At 70.0% G+C, this 13,783-nt stretch carries 12 protein-coding genes; 3 read left to right on the top strand and 9 right to left on the bottom strand.

Features of this window, described 5'->3' with window-relative positions; all coding sequences use genetic code 11:
• Positions 1-249 precede the first annotated feature (249 nt).
• Both ACN20J_RS29925 and ACN20J_RS29920 read right to left on the bottom strand, forming a co-directional pair.
• Complete coding sequence (locus ACN20J_RS29925) at positions 250-1,020, bottom strand: polysaccharide deacetylase family protein (protein WP_419667220.1); 771 nt, start codon at positions 1,018-1,020, stop codon at positions 250-252.
• Entirely contained in the window at positions 1,020-2,021 is a 1,002-nt protein-coding gene (locus tag ACN20J_RS29920; protein WP_419667219.1) for a polysaccharide deacetylase family protein, read from the bottom strand. The genes ACN20J_RS29925 and ACN20J_RS29920 overlap by 1 nt, the downstream gene beginning before the upstream one ends.
• 90 nt (positions 2,022-2,111) lie before the next feature.
• Between ACN20J_RS29920 and ACN20J_RS29915 the strand changes: the two genes are divergently transcribed.
• Positions 2,112-3,302, top strand: a complete 1,191-nt coding sequence (locus ACN20J_RS29915; RefSeq protein ID WP_419667218.1) for a THUMP-like domain-containing protein — start codon at positions 2,112-2,114, stop codon at positions 3,300-3,302.
• A 31-nt stretch (positions 3,303-3,333) separates the two neighbouring features.
• On the opposite strand, the gene ACN20J_RS29910 is transcribed toward ACN20J_RS29915, so the two are convergent.
• Genes ACN20J_RS29910 through ACN20J_RS29900 form a run of 3 tightly spaced genes read right to left on the bottom strand, consistent with a single transcriptional unit; the run spans position 3,334 to position 6,280 of the window.
• Positions 3,334-4,512 (bottom strand): dipeptidase, encoded by a 1,179-nt coding sequence (locus ACN20J_RS29910; RefSeq protein WP_419668988.1) that lies wholly within the window; start codon positions 4,510-4,512, stop codon positions 3,334-3,336.
• Between the two features lie 5 nt (positions 4,513-4,517).
• Positions 4,518-5,072 carry a 5-(carboxyamino)imidazole ribonucleotide mutase gene (gene purE / locus ACN20J_RS29905; RefSeq protein WP_189837163.1) on the bottom strand — a complete coding sequence of 185 codons (555 nt, stop codon included), beginning with the start codon at positions 5,070-5,072 and terminating at the stop codon, positions 4,518-4,520.
• Complete coding sequence (locus tag ACN20J_RS29900; RefSeq protein ID WP_419667217.1) at positions 5,069-6,280, bottom strand: 5-(carboxyamino)imidazole ribonucleotide synthase; 1,212 nt, start codon at positions 6,278-6,280, stop codon at positions 5,069-5,071. Before ACN20J_RS29900 ends, purE begins: the two co-directional genes overlap by 4 nt.
• A 196-nt stretch (positions 6,281-6,476) precedes the next feature.
• Between ACN20J_RS29900 and ACN20J_RS29895 the strand changes: the two genes are divergently transcribed.
• A complete protein-coding gene (locus ACN20J_RS29895) occupies positions 6,477-7,019 on the top strand; it encodes a GtrA family protein (RefSeq protein ID WP_246575226.1) in 543 nt (180 codons plus the stop codon).
• A gap of 48 nt (positions 7,020-7,067) precedes the next feature.
• On the opposite strand, the gene ACN20J_RS29890 is transcribed toward ACN20J_RS29895, so the two are convergent.
• Both ACN20J_RS29890 and ACN20J_RS29885 read right to left on the bottom strand, forming a co-directional pair.
• Positions 7,068-8,351, bottom strand: coding sequence for an ATP-binding protein (locus ACN20J_RS29890; RefSeq protein WP_189837161.1), 1,284 nt, complete (start codon positions 8,349-8,351; stop codon positions 7,068-7,070).
• A 144-nt stretch (positions 8,352-8,495) separates the two neighbouring features.
• Positions 8,496-9,173, bottom strand: coding sequence for a response regulator transcription factor (locus ACN20J_RS29885; protein ID WP_055614806.1), 678 nt, complete (start codon positions 9,171-9,173; stop codon positions 8,496-8,498).
• Between the two features lie 501 nt (positions 9,174-9,674).
• On the opposite strand from ACN20J_RS29885, the gene ACN20J_RS29880 reads away from it, so the two are divergent.
• Positions 9,675-11,171, top strand: a complete 1,497-nt coding sequence (locus ACN20J_RS29880) for an oligopeptide:H+ symporter (RefSeq protein WP_189837160.1) — start codon at positions 9,675-9,677, stop codon at positions 11,169-11,171.
• Between the two features lie 136 nt (positions 11,172-11,307).
• Here ACN20J_RS29880 and ACN20J_RS29875 read toward each other — a convergent pair whose 3' ends face one another.
• The gene (locus ACN20J_RS29875; protein ID WP_190229745.1) at positions 11,308-12,579 is read right to left on the bottom strand and encodes a hypothetical protein; all 1,272 of its coding nucleotides are present in this window, start codon (positions 12,577-12,579) and stop codon (positions 11,308-11,310) included.
• A gap of 77 nt (positions 12,580-12,656) precedes the next feature.
• Positions 12,657-13,778 carry a neocarzinostatin apoprotein domain-containing protein gene (locus tag ACN20J_RS29870; RefSeq protein WP_190229744.1) on the bottom strand — a complete coding sequence of 374 codons (1,122 nt, stop codon included), beginning with the start codon at positions 13,776-13,778 and terminating at the stop codon, positions 12,657-12,659.
• Positions 13,779-13,783: the final 5 nt, after the last annotated feature.

Here is a 13,783-nt window from a genome sequence, read left to right as displayed (position 1 = left end):
CAGCCCTCGAAGTCTTCCGCCAGCCCCCGACGTCTTCCGCCAGCCCCGAAATCTTCAGGCCGGCCCCCGAAGTCTTCGGCCCAGCCCCGAAGTGTTGCGCGCAGCCCCGGAGCCTTGAGCGCAGCCTCGAAGTCTTCCTCCCAGCCCGCGAAATCTTCAGCCCCTCCGGCGTTTGAGGAGCGGGGGTTCGGGGGCGGAGCCCCTGAGTAAGGGACGGGAATGGGTAGGGGCGGCGGGGGCGAAGAATCCCTAGAGGTAGTCCTCCAGGCGGGCCACCGTGAAGCCCTGGTCCTGGGCTCGGTTCAGGGTCTTGGCGGTTGTTCGGGTGAGGGTCGTACCGTTCCGGCCCTCGGGGCAGTGGAGGATGTCGCCCGGGCGGAGGCGGTCGGCATCGTGCCAGAGGACGATGGCGGCGAGCCCGCAGTCGGCGGCGGCCTGCACGGTGTCGGAGTTGTAGTCGCCGTAGGGAGGGCGGAAGAGCCGCGGGCGGATTCCGAAGCGCTGCTTGAGCTTCTCCTGCTGGCCGCAGATCTCGGCGCGCTGGCCGGCGTAGGGGAGGCCCGGCAGGTACGGGTGATCGAGCGTGTGGTTCTGCACGCTCGCACCGACCGCGCGCAGCCGCCCGAAGTGGGCGTACCCCGGCCCGACCACACTGTCCGTGAGGAACATCGTGACCGGCAGCCGCAGTTCACGGACCATGTCGACGAACCCCGGGTCCTTCTCGGCACCGTCGTCGAAGGTCAGGAAGACGACCCGGTCGCGGGTGGCGACGCGGTCGACGACGGGCGGCAGACCCGGCCCCGCGGTGCGGGCGGAGGGCCGCCGGTCGGGCGGCTTCGGCGCCGGGGCGAGCGGGGCGGTCAGACCCCAGCGGCGGTACGGGTGCTCGGTGGGCCCGTACGTGCGTACCTTCTCCGCGGCCTTCTTGCCCAGCCGCTCGATGGGGTCCACGGACTGGGCGCAGCCGGCCAGGCAGACCAGCCCCGCGAGCAGTGCCGCGGCGGCGGCCGGCCGCTTCATCACAGGTAGTCCTCGATGCGCGCCACCGCGTACCCCTTGTCCGTGACCAGCTTCAGGAAGCGGCGGACCATGTCGGGCATCGTGCCCTTCCAGTGCTCCTTGCCGCGGAAATGGCTGAGAACGATGTCTCCGGGATGGAGGTCCCGGTCCAGCTCGCGGTAGTCCCAGCGGTCGACGAAGACCTCCTCGTTCCACAGCGGGGCCGCCTTGATGCCGCAGGCCCTGGCCGCGCGCAGGGTGTTCTCGTTGTAGCTGCCGAAGGGCGGGCGGAAGAGGGTCGGCCGCTTGCCGTAGCGCTTCTCGATCACGTCCTGCATCCCGCAGATCTCCTGCTTCTGCCGTTCGTAGGAGAGGTTCGGCATATAGCGGTGGTTGAGGGTGTGGTTGTTCAGGACCACGCCCCTGTCCTGCATCTTCTTGAAGTAGCCGTAGTCCTCTTTGACGAGGTAGTCGCTCAGGAAGGCCGTGTACGGGATCTTCAGTTCGCTCATCATCCGCAGGAACGCCGGGTCCTTCTCGGCGCCGTCGTCGATGGTGAGGAAGACGACCTTGTCCTTGGTGGGGATCGTGGTGAAGACGGGTGGCAGGCCTTCGTGGTCGTCCACCTCGAAGCCTTTACGGGTGCCGATGCCGGGCTTCTTCTTGGGGGCGGGGGGTGCGGGCAGAGGGGGCTTGGCCAGGCCCCACCGTTTTGCCGCCGTCGCGCGGGCGCGCTGCTCCTGGCGGAGTTTGGTGGCGTAGGCCTCCATGGCCCGGGCCGCTGGGGCCTTCAGGAGCTGTTGGCCTGCGGCCGGCTCGGCGGTGGTGGATGTTGCCTCTCCGCAGCCGGCCGCCAGTGCGGTGACCGTCAGCAGGACGAGAGCGGTGCGTGCCGCGCGGGACGGCCGGATTGCGACCTGCCGGACGGTGGAGGCTTGTCGCGCAGTTCCCCGCGCCCTTGAGCGGGCACCCCCTGAGCCGCCATTGACATCATTTCCGTCATTTTGTCGTACAAGTCGCATGAACCCGGATCCTCACAGGTCACACCCCTCACAAGCCCTCGACACATCCGGCGACCGCGTCCCGTCCACCGACTGGCCCACAATGGGGCGGTGAACGACCTCGATCCCCTCTCCGCCTTCGCCTCCCTGCTCACGGACCAGGGCCGCGCCCTGCTCGACGAGGTGCGGGACACCGAACCCGCTCAGGAGCTGGCCGTCGCGACCCGGCTGCGGCGGGAGTATCCCGTCGGGCTCGTGTCGGCGGCGCTCGGGCAGGCGCGGTTGCGGCAGCGGGCCGTGGCGAAGTTCGGCGCGGCGGACGCGGAGCGGATGTACTTCACGCCGAACGGGGTGGAGCAGTCGACCCGGGCGAGTGTCGCCGCCTACCGGGCCCGGCGTTTCCAGGAGCTCGGTGTGCGGTCCCTGGCGGACCTGTGCTGCGGGATCGGCGGTGACGCGATCGCGCTCGCCCGGGCCGGGATCCGGGTCCTCGCCGTCGACCGGGACCCGCTGACGGCGGCCGTCGCGCGGGCGAACGCCGACGCGCTCGGGCTCGGCGAGCTGATCGAGGTGCGCGAGGCGGATGTCACGGAGGTCTCGACAGCCGCGTACGACGCCGTGTTCGTGGATCCTGCCCGGCGGGGCGGGCGCGGGCGCGTCTTCGATCCCGAGGCCTATTCGCCGCCGCTGTCGTGGGCCGTGCGGACCGCCCTCGAAGCGCCCCTCGCCGCGCTGAAGATCGCACCCGGGATTCCGCACGAGACCGTCCCCGCCGAGGCCGGGGCCGAGTGGATCTCGGACTCCGGGGACGTGAAGGAGGCCGTGCTGTGGTTCGGCACGGGAGAGGCCGGGTCCGTACGCGCGACCCTGCTGCCCGGGCCGCGGACCCTCGTCGGCCGGGGACTGCCCGACCCCCAAGTGCGGCCCCTGGGACGGTACTTGTACGAGCCCGACGGGGCCGTCATCCGGGCGCACCTAGTCGCGGAGGTCGCCGAGGAACTCGACGGCGGCGGCCTGATCGACGAGACCATCGCCTACATCACCGCGGACTCCCTCGACCCCACTCCGTACGCCACCGCCTACGAGATCACCGATCAACTCCCCTTCGGCGTGAAGAAGTTGAAGGGGCTGCTGCGGGAGCGCGGGGTCGGTGTCCTGACCGTCAAGAAGCGCGGATCCGCCGTCGAGCCGGAGGAGTTGCGGCGCAAGGTGAAGCCGCAGGGGCCCAACTCGGCGACCGTGTTCCTGACCCGGGTGAAGGGCGCCCCGACCATGCTGCTGGGGAACCCCGCACCCGCGTGACCGCCGTGTGCCTGGCCGTACTTGGCCTTACCTAGCCGTCCAGCTGCTCCAGGGTCGCGTTCGACGGGCCCCTGCGGGACTGCTCCTCGCGGGCCACGTCCTCGGCGGCGCCCAGCACGCGGACCGCGTTCTGCCAGGTCAGCTTGGCGAGGTCGGTGGACGACCAGCCGCGGTCCAGGAGTTCCGCGATGAGGTTCGGGTAGCCGGAGACGTCGTCGAGGCCGTCGGGCGTGAACGCCGTGCCGTCGTAGTCGCCGCCGATGCCGATGTGGTCGACGCCCGCGACCTCGCGCATGTGGTCGAGGTGGTCGGCGACCGTCGGGACGGTCGCGACCGGGCGGGGGTTGGACTCCTCGAATAGGCGGTGGACCTTCATCGCCTCGGCGGTCGTGTCGAGGTGGTGGAAGCCCTGCTCGCGCATGTTCTCGTCTGCGGCGGCCGTCCAGTCGACGGCGGCCTGGAGGACGAACTTCGGCACGAACGTCACCATCGCCACACCGCCGTTGGCGGGCAGCCGCTCCAGCACGTCGTCCGGGATGTTGCGCGGGTGGTCGCAGATCGCGCGCGAGGAGGAGTGGGAGAAGATCACCGGCGCGACGGACGTGTCCAGCGCGTCCCGCATCGTCGTGGCGGCCACGTGGGAGAGGTCCACGAGCATGCCCAGGCGGTTCATCTCCCGTACGACCTCGTGGCCGAAGGGCGACAGGCCGCCGACGGACGGCTTGTCGGTCGCCGAGTCCGCCCACGCGATGTTGTCGTTGTGGGTGAGGGTCATGTAGCGGACCCCCAGCTCGTACAACCCGCGCAGCGTGGCGAGGGAGTTGTCGATCGAGTGACCGCCCTCCGCGCCCATCAGCGAGGCGATACGGCCCTCGCCGCGGGCCGTCTCCATGTCCGCGGCCGTCAGCGCGGCGCGCAGGTCGGCGCGGTAACGCGCGATCAACTGCCGTACACAGTCGATCTGTTCGAGCGTCGCCGTCACCGCACCGGGCAGATCGGAGCGCACGTACACCGACCAGAACTGCGCACCGACCCCGCCCGCCCGCAGCCGGGCCAGGTCCGTGTGCAGATGGGCGCTCTGGTCGACGGCGATGTCACGGGCACCGATGTCGTAACGGACCTGCTCGCGCAGCGCCCAGGGGAGGTCGTTGTGGCCGTCGACGACGGGGAAGTCGGCGAGCAGGGCGCGGGCGCGCTCCAGGGACGGCATGCGTGTCACTTCCCGAATCCGAATCCGTTGCCGGCGCCGGCCTCGACCTTGGAGCGCAGGCGCTTGCCCTTCTCCGTGGCCTGGTCGTTGAGGTCCTGTTGGAACTCTCGCATTCGGGCGAGGAGTTCGGTGTCCTGGGTGGCGAGGATGCGGGCGGCCAGCAGGCCCGCGTTGCGTGCGCCGCCGACCGAGACCGTGGCGACCGGGACGCCCGCGGGCATCTGGACGATGGAGAGCAGGGAGTCCATGCCGTCGAGGTACTTCAGCGGGACCGGGACGCCGATGACCGGCAGCGGGCTCACCGAGGCGAGCATGCCCGGCAGATGGGCCGCGCCGCCCGCGCCCGCGATGATCACCTTGAGGCCGCGCCCGGCCGCCTCCTCGCCGTACGCGATCATCTCGCGCGGCATCCGGTGTGCGGAGACCACGTCGACCTCGTAGGCGATCTCGAACTCGTCGAGGGCCTGTGCGGCCGCTTCCATGACGGGCCAGTCGGAGTCCGAGCCCATGACGATGCCGACTACGGGCGACTCGGAGGACGCATCTGCGGACGTGCTCATTCGGTGATCGTGCCTCTCAGGTAGGCGGCTGCGTGACGGGCGCGGTCCAGGACGTCGTCCAGGTCGGCGCCGTAGGTGTTGACGTGGCCCACCTTGCGGCCGGGCTTCACGTCCTTGCCGTACATGTGGATCTTGAGCTGGGGGTCGCGGGCCATGCAGTGCAGGTACGCGGAGTACATGTCGGGGTAGTCGCCGCCCAGGACGTTCACCATGACCGTCCACTTCGCACGCGGGCGCGGATCGCCGAGGGGGAGGTCCAGGACCGCGCGGACGTGGTTGGCGAACTGGGACGTGATCGCGCCGTCCTGGGTCCAGTGGCCGGAGTTGTGCGGGCGCATGGCCAGCTCGTTCACGAGGATGCGGCCGTCACGGGTCTCGAAGAGCTCGACCGCGAGGTGGCCGACTACGCCGAGTTCCTTCGCGATGCGCAGGGCCAGTTCCTCGGCCCGCAGCGCGAGCTCGTCCGAGATGCCGGGCGCGGGCGCGATGACCGTGTCGCAGACCCCGTCGACCTGCTGGGACTCGACGACGGGGTAGGCGACGGCCTGGCCGTGCGGCGACCGTACGACGTTGGCCGCCAGCTCCCGTGCGAAGTCGACCTTCTCCTCGGCGAGGACCGGGACGCCGGCGCGGAAGGGGTCCTCGGCGTCCGCCTCGGACCGTACGACCCACACGCCCTTGCCGTCGTAGCCGCCGCGGACGGTCTTGAGGACGACCGGGAAGCCGTCGCCCTCGGCCCCCTCGGGGAGCCCTTCCGCCGCGAAGGCCACCACGTCCTGCGGATCGCTCACGATCCGGTGCCGCGGGCACGGCACGCCGATCTCGTCGAGCTTCGCGCGCATCACGCCCTTGTCCTGGGCGTGCACGAGCGCGTCGGGCCCGGGGCGCACGGGAATGCCGTCCGCCTCCAGGGCACGCAGATGCTCGGTGGGTACGTGTTCGTGATCGAAAGTGATCACGTCGCAGCCCCGCGCGAAGGCCCGCAGCGTGTCGAGGTCGCGGTAGTCGCCGATGACGACATCGCCGACGACCTGCGCCGCGGAATCCTGGGGGGTGTCACTGAGGAGCTTGAATTTGATGCCGAGCGGGATGCCCGCCTCGTGTGTCATACGAGCGAGCTGGCCCCCGCCGACCATGCCGACTACCGGGAACGTCACGCCCCCAGGGTATCGGCCATACCGGGGCACCCCTGTCACCCGCATGATCATCGGAAGTTCCGCATGTTCATCACATCCCGGCCACATATTCGAGTCCAAGCCGGGCACCGAAGGGAACCGCTGGTTAGCATGGCGGAGTCGACGAAGGTTGACGAAATTGACGTATCCGACGAGACGGGGGCTGGGCGACACCATGGGCAAAGGTGGTAAACGCAGGGCACATGCCAGGCCGCCCAGCGCTGTCCGCATGCGGATCGACCGGCTGACCAGGGAAGTCGCCAAGTTCGGCGCGGTCGGCGGAGCCGGTCTGCTGGTCAACCTGATCGCCTTCAACCTGGTGCGCAGTACCACGGATCTTCAGGTCGTACGGGCCAGTGTGATCGCCACGGTCGTCGCGATCGTCTCGAACTACATCGGTTTCCGGTACTTCACGTACCGCGATCGCGACAAGAGCGGCCGCACCAAGGAGCTGACGCTGTTCGTGCTGTTCAGCGCGGTCGGCCTCGTCATCGAGAACGGCTTCCTCTACGCCGCCACGTACGGGCTCGGGCTGGACAGCCCCCTCGCCAGCAACGTCTTCAAGTTCGTCGGCATCGGTATCGCGACGCTCTTCCGCTTCTGGTCCTACCGCACCTGGGTCTTCCGGGCTGCTCCGGCCCGTGAGGCCGTGGCCAGCGCGGAATCGTTCCTGGAGAACCCGGAGCCCTACCTCGACCAGGAGCGCCAGGCCTACCTGCAGGACGAGGACCGCCCGACCCGCCAGTTCCGCCAGGTCCAGCGCGTGCGGTAGAGGGGCCTTGCGGGGGTGCAGGGAACTGTGTGACCAGCCACAGCCGCCTCAGCGGACCGTCTGCTCCTCGCCGTCACTGTCGCCGTCCTGCGGCCGTTTGAGCGGCGTACGCGACAGGAACAGCCCGAACACCGGAGGCTGGGCCTGGAGCATCTCCAAGCGCCCCCCGTCGGCTTCCGCGAGGTCACGGGCCACGGCGAGCCCGATCCCCGTGGAGTTCCGGCCGCTGATGGCCCGCTCGAAGATCCGGGCACCCAGATCGGCCGGAACACCGGGCCCCTCGTCGGTGACTTCGATCACAGCCTGGTTGCCGATGACGCGGGTGCGCAGGGCGACCGTCCCGCCACCGTGCATCAGGGAGTTCTCGATCAGTGCGGCGAGGACCTGGGCCACGGCCCCGGGCGTCCCGACGGCCTGCAGACGGTGCTTGCCCGAGTTGACGATGGCACGGCCCGCGTTGCGGTAGGCCGGGCGCCACTCCGCGAGCTGCTGCTTGATGACCTCGTCGAGGTCGAAGGTGACGGCGGAGCCGGTGCGCGGGTCCCGGGAGTTCGTCAGGAGCCGTTCGACCACGTCCGTGAGGCGCTCGACCTGGCCCAGCGCGATGGTCGCCTCCTCCTTCACGATGTCCGGGTCGTCGGTGAGGGTGATCTCCTCCAGGCGCATGGACAGCGCGGTCAGCGGCGTACGCAGCTGGTGGGAGGCGTCGGCCGCGAGGCGCCGCTCGGCGGTCAGCATGCGGGCGATGCGCTCGGCGGAGCCGTCCAGGACGTCCGCGACGCGGTCCAGCTCCGGGACGCCGTAGCGCTTGTGGCGCGGCCTCGGATCCCCTGAGCCGAGCCGCTCTGCGGTCTCCGCGAGGTCGGTCAGCGGGGAGGCGAGCCGGTTGGCCTGGCGTACCGCGAGGAGCACGGCGGCGATCACCGCGAGCAGGGCGACCGCCGCGATGAGCAGGAGCGTACGGCCGATCTCCCGGGTGACCGCGGAACGCGGCTCCTGGACCGTGACCGTCTCGCCCTCCTCGCCCTCACGGCTGGCGGTGGTGACGTCCCCCGTGGACTTGGTGCCGATGTGGATGGCGGCGCGGCCCGGGATCTCGATGCGGGCGTACCGGTCGTCGGCGACCTGGTCCTTGAGGATCTTCGCGCTGATCTGCTCGTCACCGAGGATGCGGCTGTCGACGATGCTCGCCAGCCGCACCGCCTCGGTCTCCACGCGTTCCTGGGCGCTGTCGCTGATCGTGCGGGTCTCGACGATGACGAGCGAGACCCCGAACACGGCGACCACGACCAGCACGACGGCCAACGTGGAACTGATGAGACGGCGACGCACAGGTCCCTCCGGGCAACTGATCAATGAGGGCTAGGACCGCGTCCCCGTAAGGGGCGCGGGGAACTGCGCGACCAGCCACACACCCCGCGGCCGCGCACTCACCAACGTCACAACGGCGATGAGGCGCAGCCCAACAGCAACGAGCTAACTCTTCTCGAAGCGGAACCCGACACCTCGTACCGTCGCGATGTAGCGGGGGTTCGCCGCGTCATCACCGAGCTTCTTCCGCAACCACGAGATGTGCATGTCGAGGGTCTTCGTGGAGGACCACCACGTCGTGTCCCACACCTCACGCATGAGCTGGTCACGCGTGACGACCCGCCCCGCGTCCCGGACGAGCACCCGCAGCAGGTCGAACTCCTTGGCGGTGAGCTGGAGCTCCTCCTCGCCCATCCAGGCCCGGTGCGACTCGACGTCGATGCGCACCCCGTGCGTGGCGGGCGGCTGCTGGGGCTCGGCGGCGCCACGCCGCAGCAGGGCCCGGACACGGGCCAGCAGCTCGGCGAGGCGGAACGGCTTGGTGACGTAGTCGTCGGCTCCGGCGTCCAGGCCGACGACCGTGTCCACCTCGTCGGCGCGCGCGGTCAGGATGAGGATCGGCACGGTGTGCCCCTCGGCGCGCAGCCGCCGGGCCACCTCCAGGCCGTCCATGCCGGGCAGCCCGAGGTCGAGCACACACAGATCGATGCCGCCCTGGATGCCGGCGTCGAGCGCGGTGGGGCCGTCTTCGCGTACCTCGACCTCGTACCCCTCCCGGCGCAGGGCGCGGGCCAGGGGTTCCGAGATGGACGCGTCGTCCTCGGCGAGCAGTACTCGGGTCATGAACTGATGGTAGTCCGCTGCGGACCAGTGCAGACAGGGTGATCGCCGCCCGTGATTCACCCGCACCGCGCGGGAGATGAAACCCTGTGGGTTAGGGATGTAAATCTATGAACGGCCTTCGATTCAGGCGCATAGTTCCATCCATACCTGTGATCCATCTCTCAAGTCATGTCATATGCGGCAATGCCATGCCGTGGGGCCTTATGGTGACCAGACGCCTGTAGCACCACGCAGGGACCTTTGGCGGGAGCTTGACGCCGAAGGTCTCTTTTGTGTGCGGGCTGGTGTCTACCAGCCTTGAAAGGAATGACCTGTGGCCGGGCCCCGAGCGCGAGGACGCGTGTGGGGCGTGGATCCCGGTGGTCGCCGTCCTCCGCTCCGACGATCCGGAGCGGACTCCCCGTGGGCGTGGGGCAGGACGGCCCTCCCCGCCGGTGCCGGCCGCCTCCCCCACCGGGCGCGCGACGCTCTGCAGCGCGTCCCGACCAGCAAGGAACGACCATGGCGTCCAGCCTGACGAAGGACTCGGTCTCTCCGGGCACCCCCGGTTCCGAGAAGACCTTCTTCGGCCACCCCCGCGGACTGGCCACTCTCTTCATGACCGAGATGTGGGAGCGTTTCTCCTACTACGGCATGAGGGCACTCCTCCCGCTGTACCTGGTCGCCCCCGGCGGCCTGCACCTGAGCGCGACCGCCGCCACCGCGATCTACTCGGTGTACCTGTCGCTCGTGTACCTGCTCGCCCTCCCCGGCGGCTGGTTCGCGGACCGCGTGCTCGGCCCCCGCAAGACCGTCGCCGTCGCCGGCCTGGTCATCATGCTCGGCCACCTGACGCTGGCGCTGCCCTCGTCCGGCACGTTCTACGCCGGTCTCGGCCTCGTCGCGATCGGCTCGGGTCTGCTGAAGGCCAACATCTCGACGATGGTCGGCCACCTCTACGACGGCCCGGACGACCCGCGCCGTGACGGCGGCTTCACCGTCTTCTACATCGGCATCAACCTCGGCGCCTTCGCCGCGCCGCTGGTGATCGGCACCATCGGCGAGAACGTCAACTGGCACCTGGGCTTCGCGCTCGCCGCGCTCGGCATGGCGCTGGGTCTGGCGCAGTTCCTGATCGGCCGCCGCCACCTCGACACGCGCTCCGACGTCGTCCCGACGCCTCTGTCCGCCGCCGAGAAGGCCTCGACGCTGCGCAAGGGTCTGCTGTGGCTGGCCGTCGCCGCCGTCTTCTACGCCGTCGTCGGCTTCTCCGGCCACTACACGCTGAACTGGATCCTGGTTCCGCTGACGATTCTCGGCCTGGTCATCCCGGTCTGGGTCATCGCCCGTATCAAGCGGGACAAGTCCCTGGACCGTGTCGAGCAGTCGAAGATGTCCGCGTACATCTGGTTCTTCATCGCCGCGGCCGTCTTCTGGATGATCTACGACCAGGGCGGCTCCACGCTGTCGATCTTCGCCGAGTCGTCGGCCGAGAACACCGTGTTCGGCTGGGAGTTCCCGGTCTCCTGGTACCAGTCGGTCAACCCCGTGCTGATCATGGCCCTCGCCCCGGTCTTCGCCTGGGCCTGGCTGGCGCTGAACCGCGCCGGCAAGGAGCCGAGCACGATCGTGAAGTTCTCCTCGGGTCTGGTCCTGGTCGGCGCGTCGTTCTTCCTGTTCCTGGCTCCCCTGTCGATCGCCGAGGGCGGTCACAAGGCCGCCGCGATGTGGCTGGTCGCCATCTACTTCGTGCAGACCGTCGGCGAGCTGACCGTCTCCCCGGTCGGCCTCTCCGTCACCACGAAGATGGCTCCCGCGAAGTACGCCTCCCAGATGATGGGCGTCTGGTTCCTCGCCGTCACCGCCGGCGACGCCACGACGGGCCTGCTCTCCATCGCGGGCGTCGACCTCAACGGCATGGGCATCGTCGCCCTGGAAGCGACCCTCGCCGTCATCGCCGGCTTCGCGGTCTACATGTACCGCAACAAGGTCAAGTCCCTGATGGGCGACGTCCGCTAGACGCTCCGCCGAGGTCCGGCAGGTCAACCGCGGGTCCGTTGTGACTGACTGCGCAGTTCCCCGCGCCCCCATTTTGGGGCGCGGGGAACTGCGCAGTCTTTTGGCTTTTAGGGGCGCGAGGAACTGAGCGCCACCCCTACGGCGCTCGCCGCGAGGCCCTCCGTCCGGGCATGAACGTGAACACCGCCCCGCCGAGCAGAATCGCGGTCCCGGCAACGAACCCGAGCGCCCGCAGCCCTCCGCTGTCATCGGCCCCGGTGTCGGCCAGCCCTCCGCCGGAGTCACCGGACCCCGACGTCCCGGTCCCACCGGCGGAGCCACTCCCACCAGCGGCGCCACCCGGCTGGGCAGACGTGTCCAGCGTCAACGACACCTCGGACTTCTCCGGCGTGCACGTCGTGGTCGTCCCGAGCGCCTTCACCGTCAGCACGCCGGGCGAGAGGGTCGACTCCCCGTCGGCGCCCGGCTTGTACGTGCCGGTCATGTCGGAGATCACCATGGGATCCCCGGACTTGATCGCCTCGGGGTTCGTCGGCCCCTCGACATGGACCGTGCCCTTGTCGGCACCGCCGAGCACGACCTCCATCGACGGCTTGACCGAGTCCGCCGGGATGTCGGCGGGGCTGTCCATCACGGAGCCCTTGAACTGCACGGTGAGGTCGTAACTCCCGCCGTCCTTCTTGGCGTTGATCTGCACGGGAGAGGTCGCGTTCTTGTCGCCGATCGGCGTCTTGCACGCGTAGGGGATCTTGACCTCCTTGCCCGTGAAGTCGGTCTCACCGCCGCCACCGGTGGTCCCGCCCGTGTCGCTGCCCCCGGTCTCGCTCTCGGTCGGGGTCGGCTCACCGCTCGGCGGCGGGCTGGTGGTCTCGGTGGGATCGGGCGTCCCGGGAGGCGGAGTCCCCTCCCCCGCCGTGACCTTGATCGTCGCCGCGGGCTTCACCGTCTCCGTGGGCGCGCACTTCGTGTCCGTCGAGAAGACGTTGATGGCGTACGCGTCCGGCGTCAGCGTCACCTCGCCCGCCGTGGTCAGTTTCAGTTTGCCCTTCATGTCGGACAGGACCATCGCCCCGCCCTTGGGGATCGCCGGGTTCTCGCGCGGCCCCTGCATCGCGATGGACGCGGCCTGCGCGCCGGCCGCCTTGAGGGTCCCGGACGGCTGGACCGAGTTGGCGGGCAGGTCGATGAGGTCGGGGTTCTTCGACGCGGCCTGCGTGAACTTCCAGACCACCTCGACCTCGTCGCCGACCTTCGCCGTGGCCGGCGCGGTGACCTCCACCTTGGTGGTGCCCTTGACCGTCGGCAGCCCGGCGGCCGGAGGCGGTACGCAGTCGGTCGCGTAGGACACCTCGGCGGCCTGGGCCGGCGCCGCGGCCACGCCCAGCAGGACTCCCGCACCGCCGAGCATCATCGCGACCCCGGCCGCGCCCGCTCTCCGGCTGCCTCTGGGCCGTTTCGGCCCCGGCCGGACTCTCCGTTGCGTGCTCACGTGTTTCCCTTCCTGGTGGGGGTCGTCGGACTGTTCTCGTGCGGTGCGGAGAGCGGATCGGCCTCGGCCGCCCCCGGATCGGTGTCCGGGGTGAACCAGGGCAGGGTCGGGTTCGTACGGGATCGCGTACGTGTCGTGGTGTCGGCCTCGGACTCCTCCGAGGAGGCCGACGGAAGGATCGACTTCGGCATGCGCAGGGTGACTTCGGGCAGCCGGAGCCCGCCGCGCCGCACCCCGTGCGCGCCACGCCCGGGACGTCCCGGCCGCCCTCCCCTGCCGCCGCCGAAGCGCCCGGCACGCCCGGAGGAACCGCGCGGCCTCATCCGGTCGACCACGGCCATTCCGATCCGGAACACCGCGGCCGGTACGACGACACACACCAGGATCCAGAAGAGCGTCACGCCCCAGGGGCGCCCCACGCCCCACGGCTGTTCGGCGAGCACCTTGCCGCCGAACTTGAGCGAGACCGTGTAGTCGCCGTGCGCACCGGCCGTCAGCTCGACCGGCAGGGTGATCCGTTCCTTCTCGCCGGGGCCGATGGTGCCGCGCCACTGCTGTTCCTCCCACTGCGGGGCGAACACGCCGTGGGAGGTGCCGACTTGGAAGACAGGGTTCTTGACGGCGGTGGTGCCGACGTTGCCGACGGTGAAGACGAGCTTGCGGGACGGCGGCGCGCCGAACCAGGCGAGCAGGCCGCTCGACCCGTCGAGCCGGGTGTCGGTGAGCACCGAGAGCCGTCCGGCACTGTCCTGCTTGGGCAGCGGCTCGACATCGTGTCCGGCGACCAGGAACGGGGCGTCCGCCTCCGCCTTCTCCCCGGTGACCGTCGCCACGTGCACCACGCAGGGGCACGGCTTGGGCGGCTCGGCGACCGGCAGCTTCTTGCTGAAGGCGCCCTTAGCGTCGGTCGTGACGGCCCGGCCGTCCGCGTTGGCGCAGGAGTTGGTCCCGCCGATCACGCCCCGGTCGGTCGAGGACTGCCCGCAGATCAGCATCATCAGCAGCGCGTTCGGCCGCCACCCCGTACCGCTCACCGTGATCGAACCACCCGTCCCCGCCTGGGACTTGGACAGCTTGACCACCGGTTTCTCCGCCGCCGAGGCGGTCGCCCCCGCCATGGGGA

It is taken from the genome of Streptomyces sp. 2-1 (genome assembly GCF_048564895.1).
Taxonomy (GTDB): domain Bacteria; phylum Actinomycetota; class Actinomycetes; order Streptomycetales; family Streptomycetaceae; genus Streptomyces; species Streptomyces phaeochromogenes.
Note: the sequence above shows the minus strand (reverse complement) of the source record. Positions and strands in the feature narration are given on the sequence as shown.

What these genes read in the sequence shown, in the direction of transcription:
- ACN20J_RS29925 (WP_419667220.1), bottom strand. Translation starts at nt 1,020, where the DNA reads ATGAAGCGGCCGGCCGCCGCCGCGGCACTGCTCGCGGGGCTGGTCTGC.
- ACN20J_RS29920 (WP_419667219.1), bottom strand. Translation starts at nt 2,021, where the DNA reads ATGCGACTTGTACGACAAAATGACGGAAATGATGTCAATGGCGGCTCA.
- ACN20J_RS29910 (WP_419668988.1), bottom strand. Translation starts at nt 4,512, where the DNA reads ATGCCGTCCCTGGAGCGCGCCCGCGCCCTGCTCGCCGACTTCCCCGTC.
- purE (WP_189837163.1), bottom strand. Translation starts at nt 5,072, where the DNA reads ATGAGCACGTCCGCAGATGCGTCCTCCGAGTCGCCCGTAGTCGGCATC.
- ACN20J_RS29900 (WP_419667217.1), bottom strand. Translation starts at nt 6,280, where the DNA reads ATGATCATGCGGGTGACAGGGGTGCCCCGGTATGGCCGATACCCTGGG.
- ACN20J_RS29895 (WP_246575226.1), top strand. Translation starts at nt 6,477, where the DNA reads ATGCGGATCGACCGGCTGACCAGGGAAGTCGCCAAGTTCGGCGCGGTC.
- ACN20J_RS29885 (WP_055614806.1), bottom strand. Translation starts at nt 9,173, where the DNA reads ATGACCCGAGTACTGCTCGCCGAGGACGACGCGTCCATCTCGGAACCC.
- ACN20J_RS29880 (WP_189837160.1), top strand. Translation starts at nt 9,675, where the DNA reads ATGGCGTCCAGCCTGACGAAGGACTCGGTCTCTCCGGGCACCCCCGGT.
- ACN20J_RS29875 (WP_190229745.1), bottom strand. Translation starts at nt 12,579, where the DNA reads ATGCTCGGCGGTGCGGGAGTCCTGCTGGGCGTGGCCGCGGCGCCGGCC.
- ACN20J_RS29870 (WP_190229744.1), bottom strand. Translation starts at nt 13,778, where the DNA reads ATGGCGGGGGCGACCGCCTCGGCGGCGGAGAAACCGGTGGTCAAGCTG.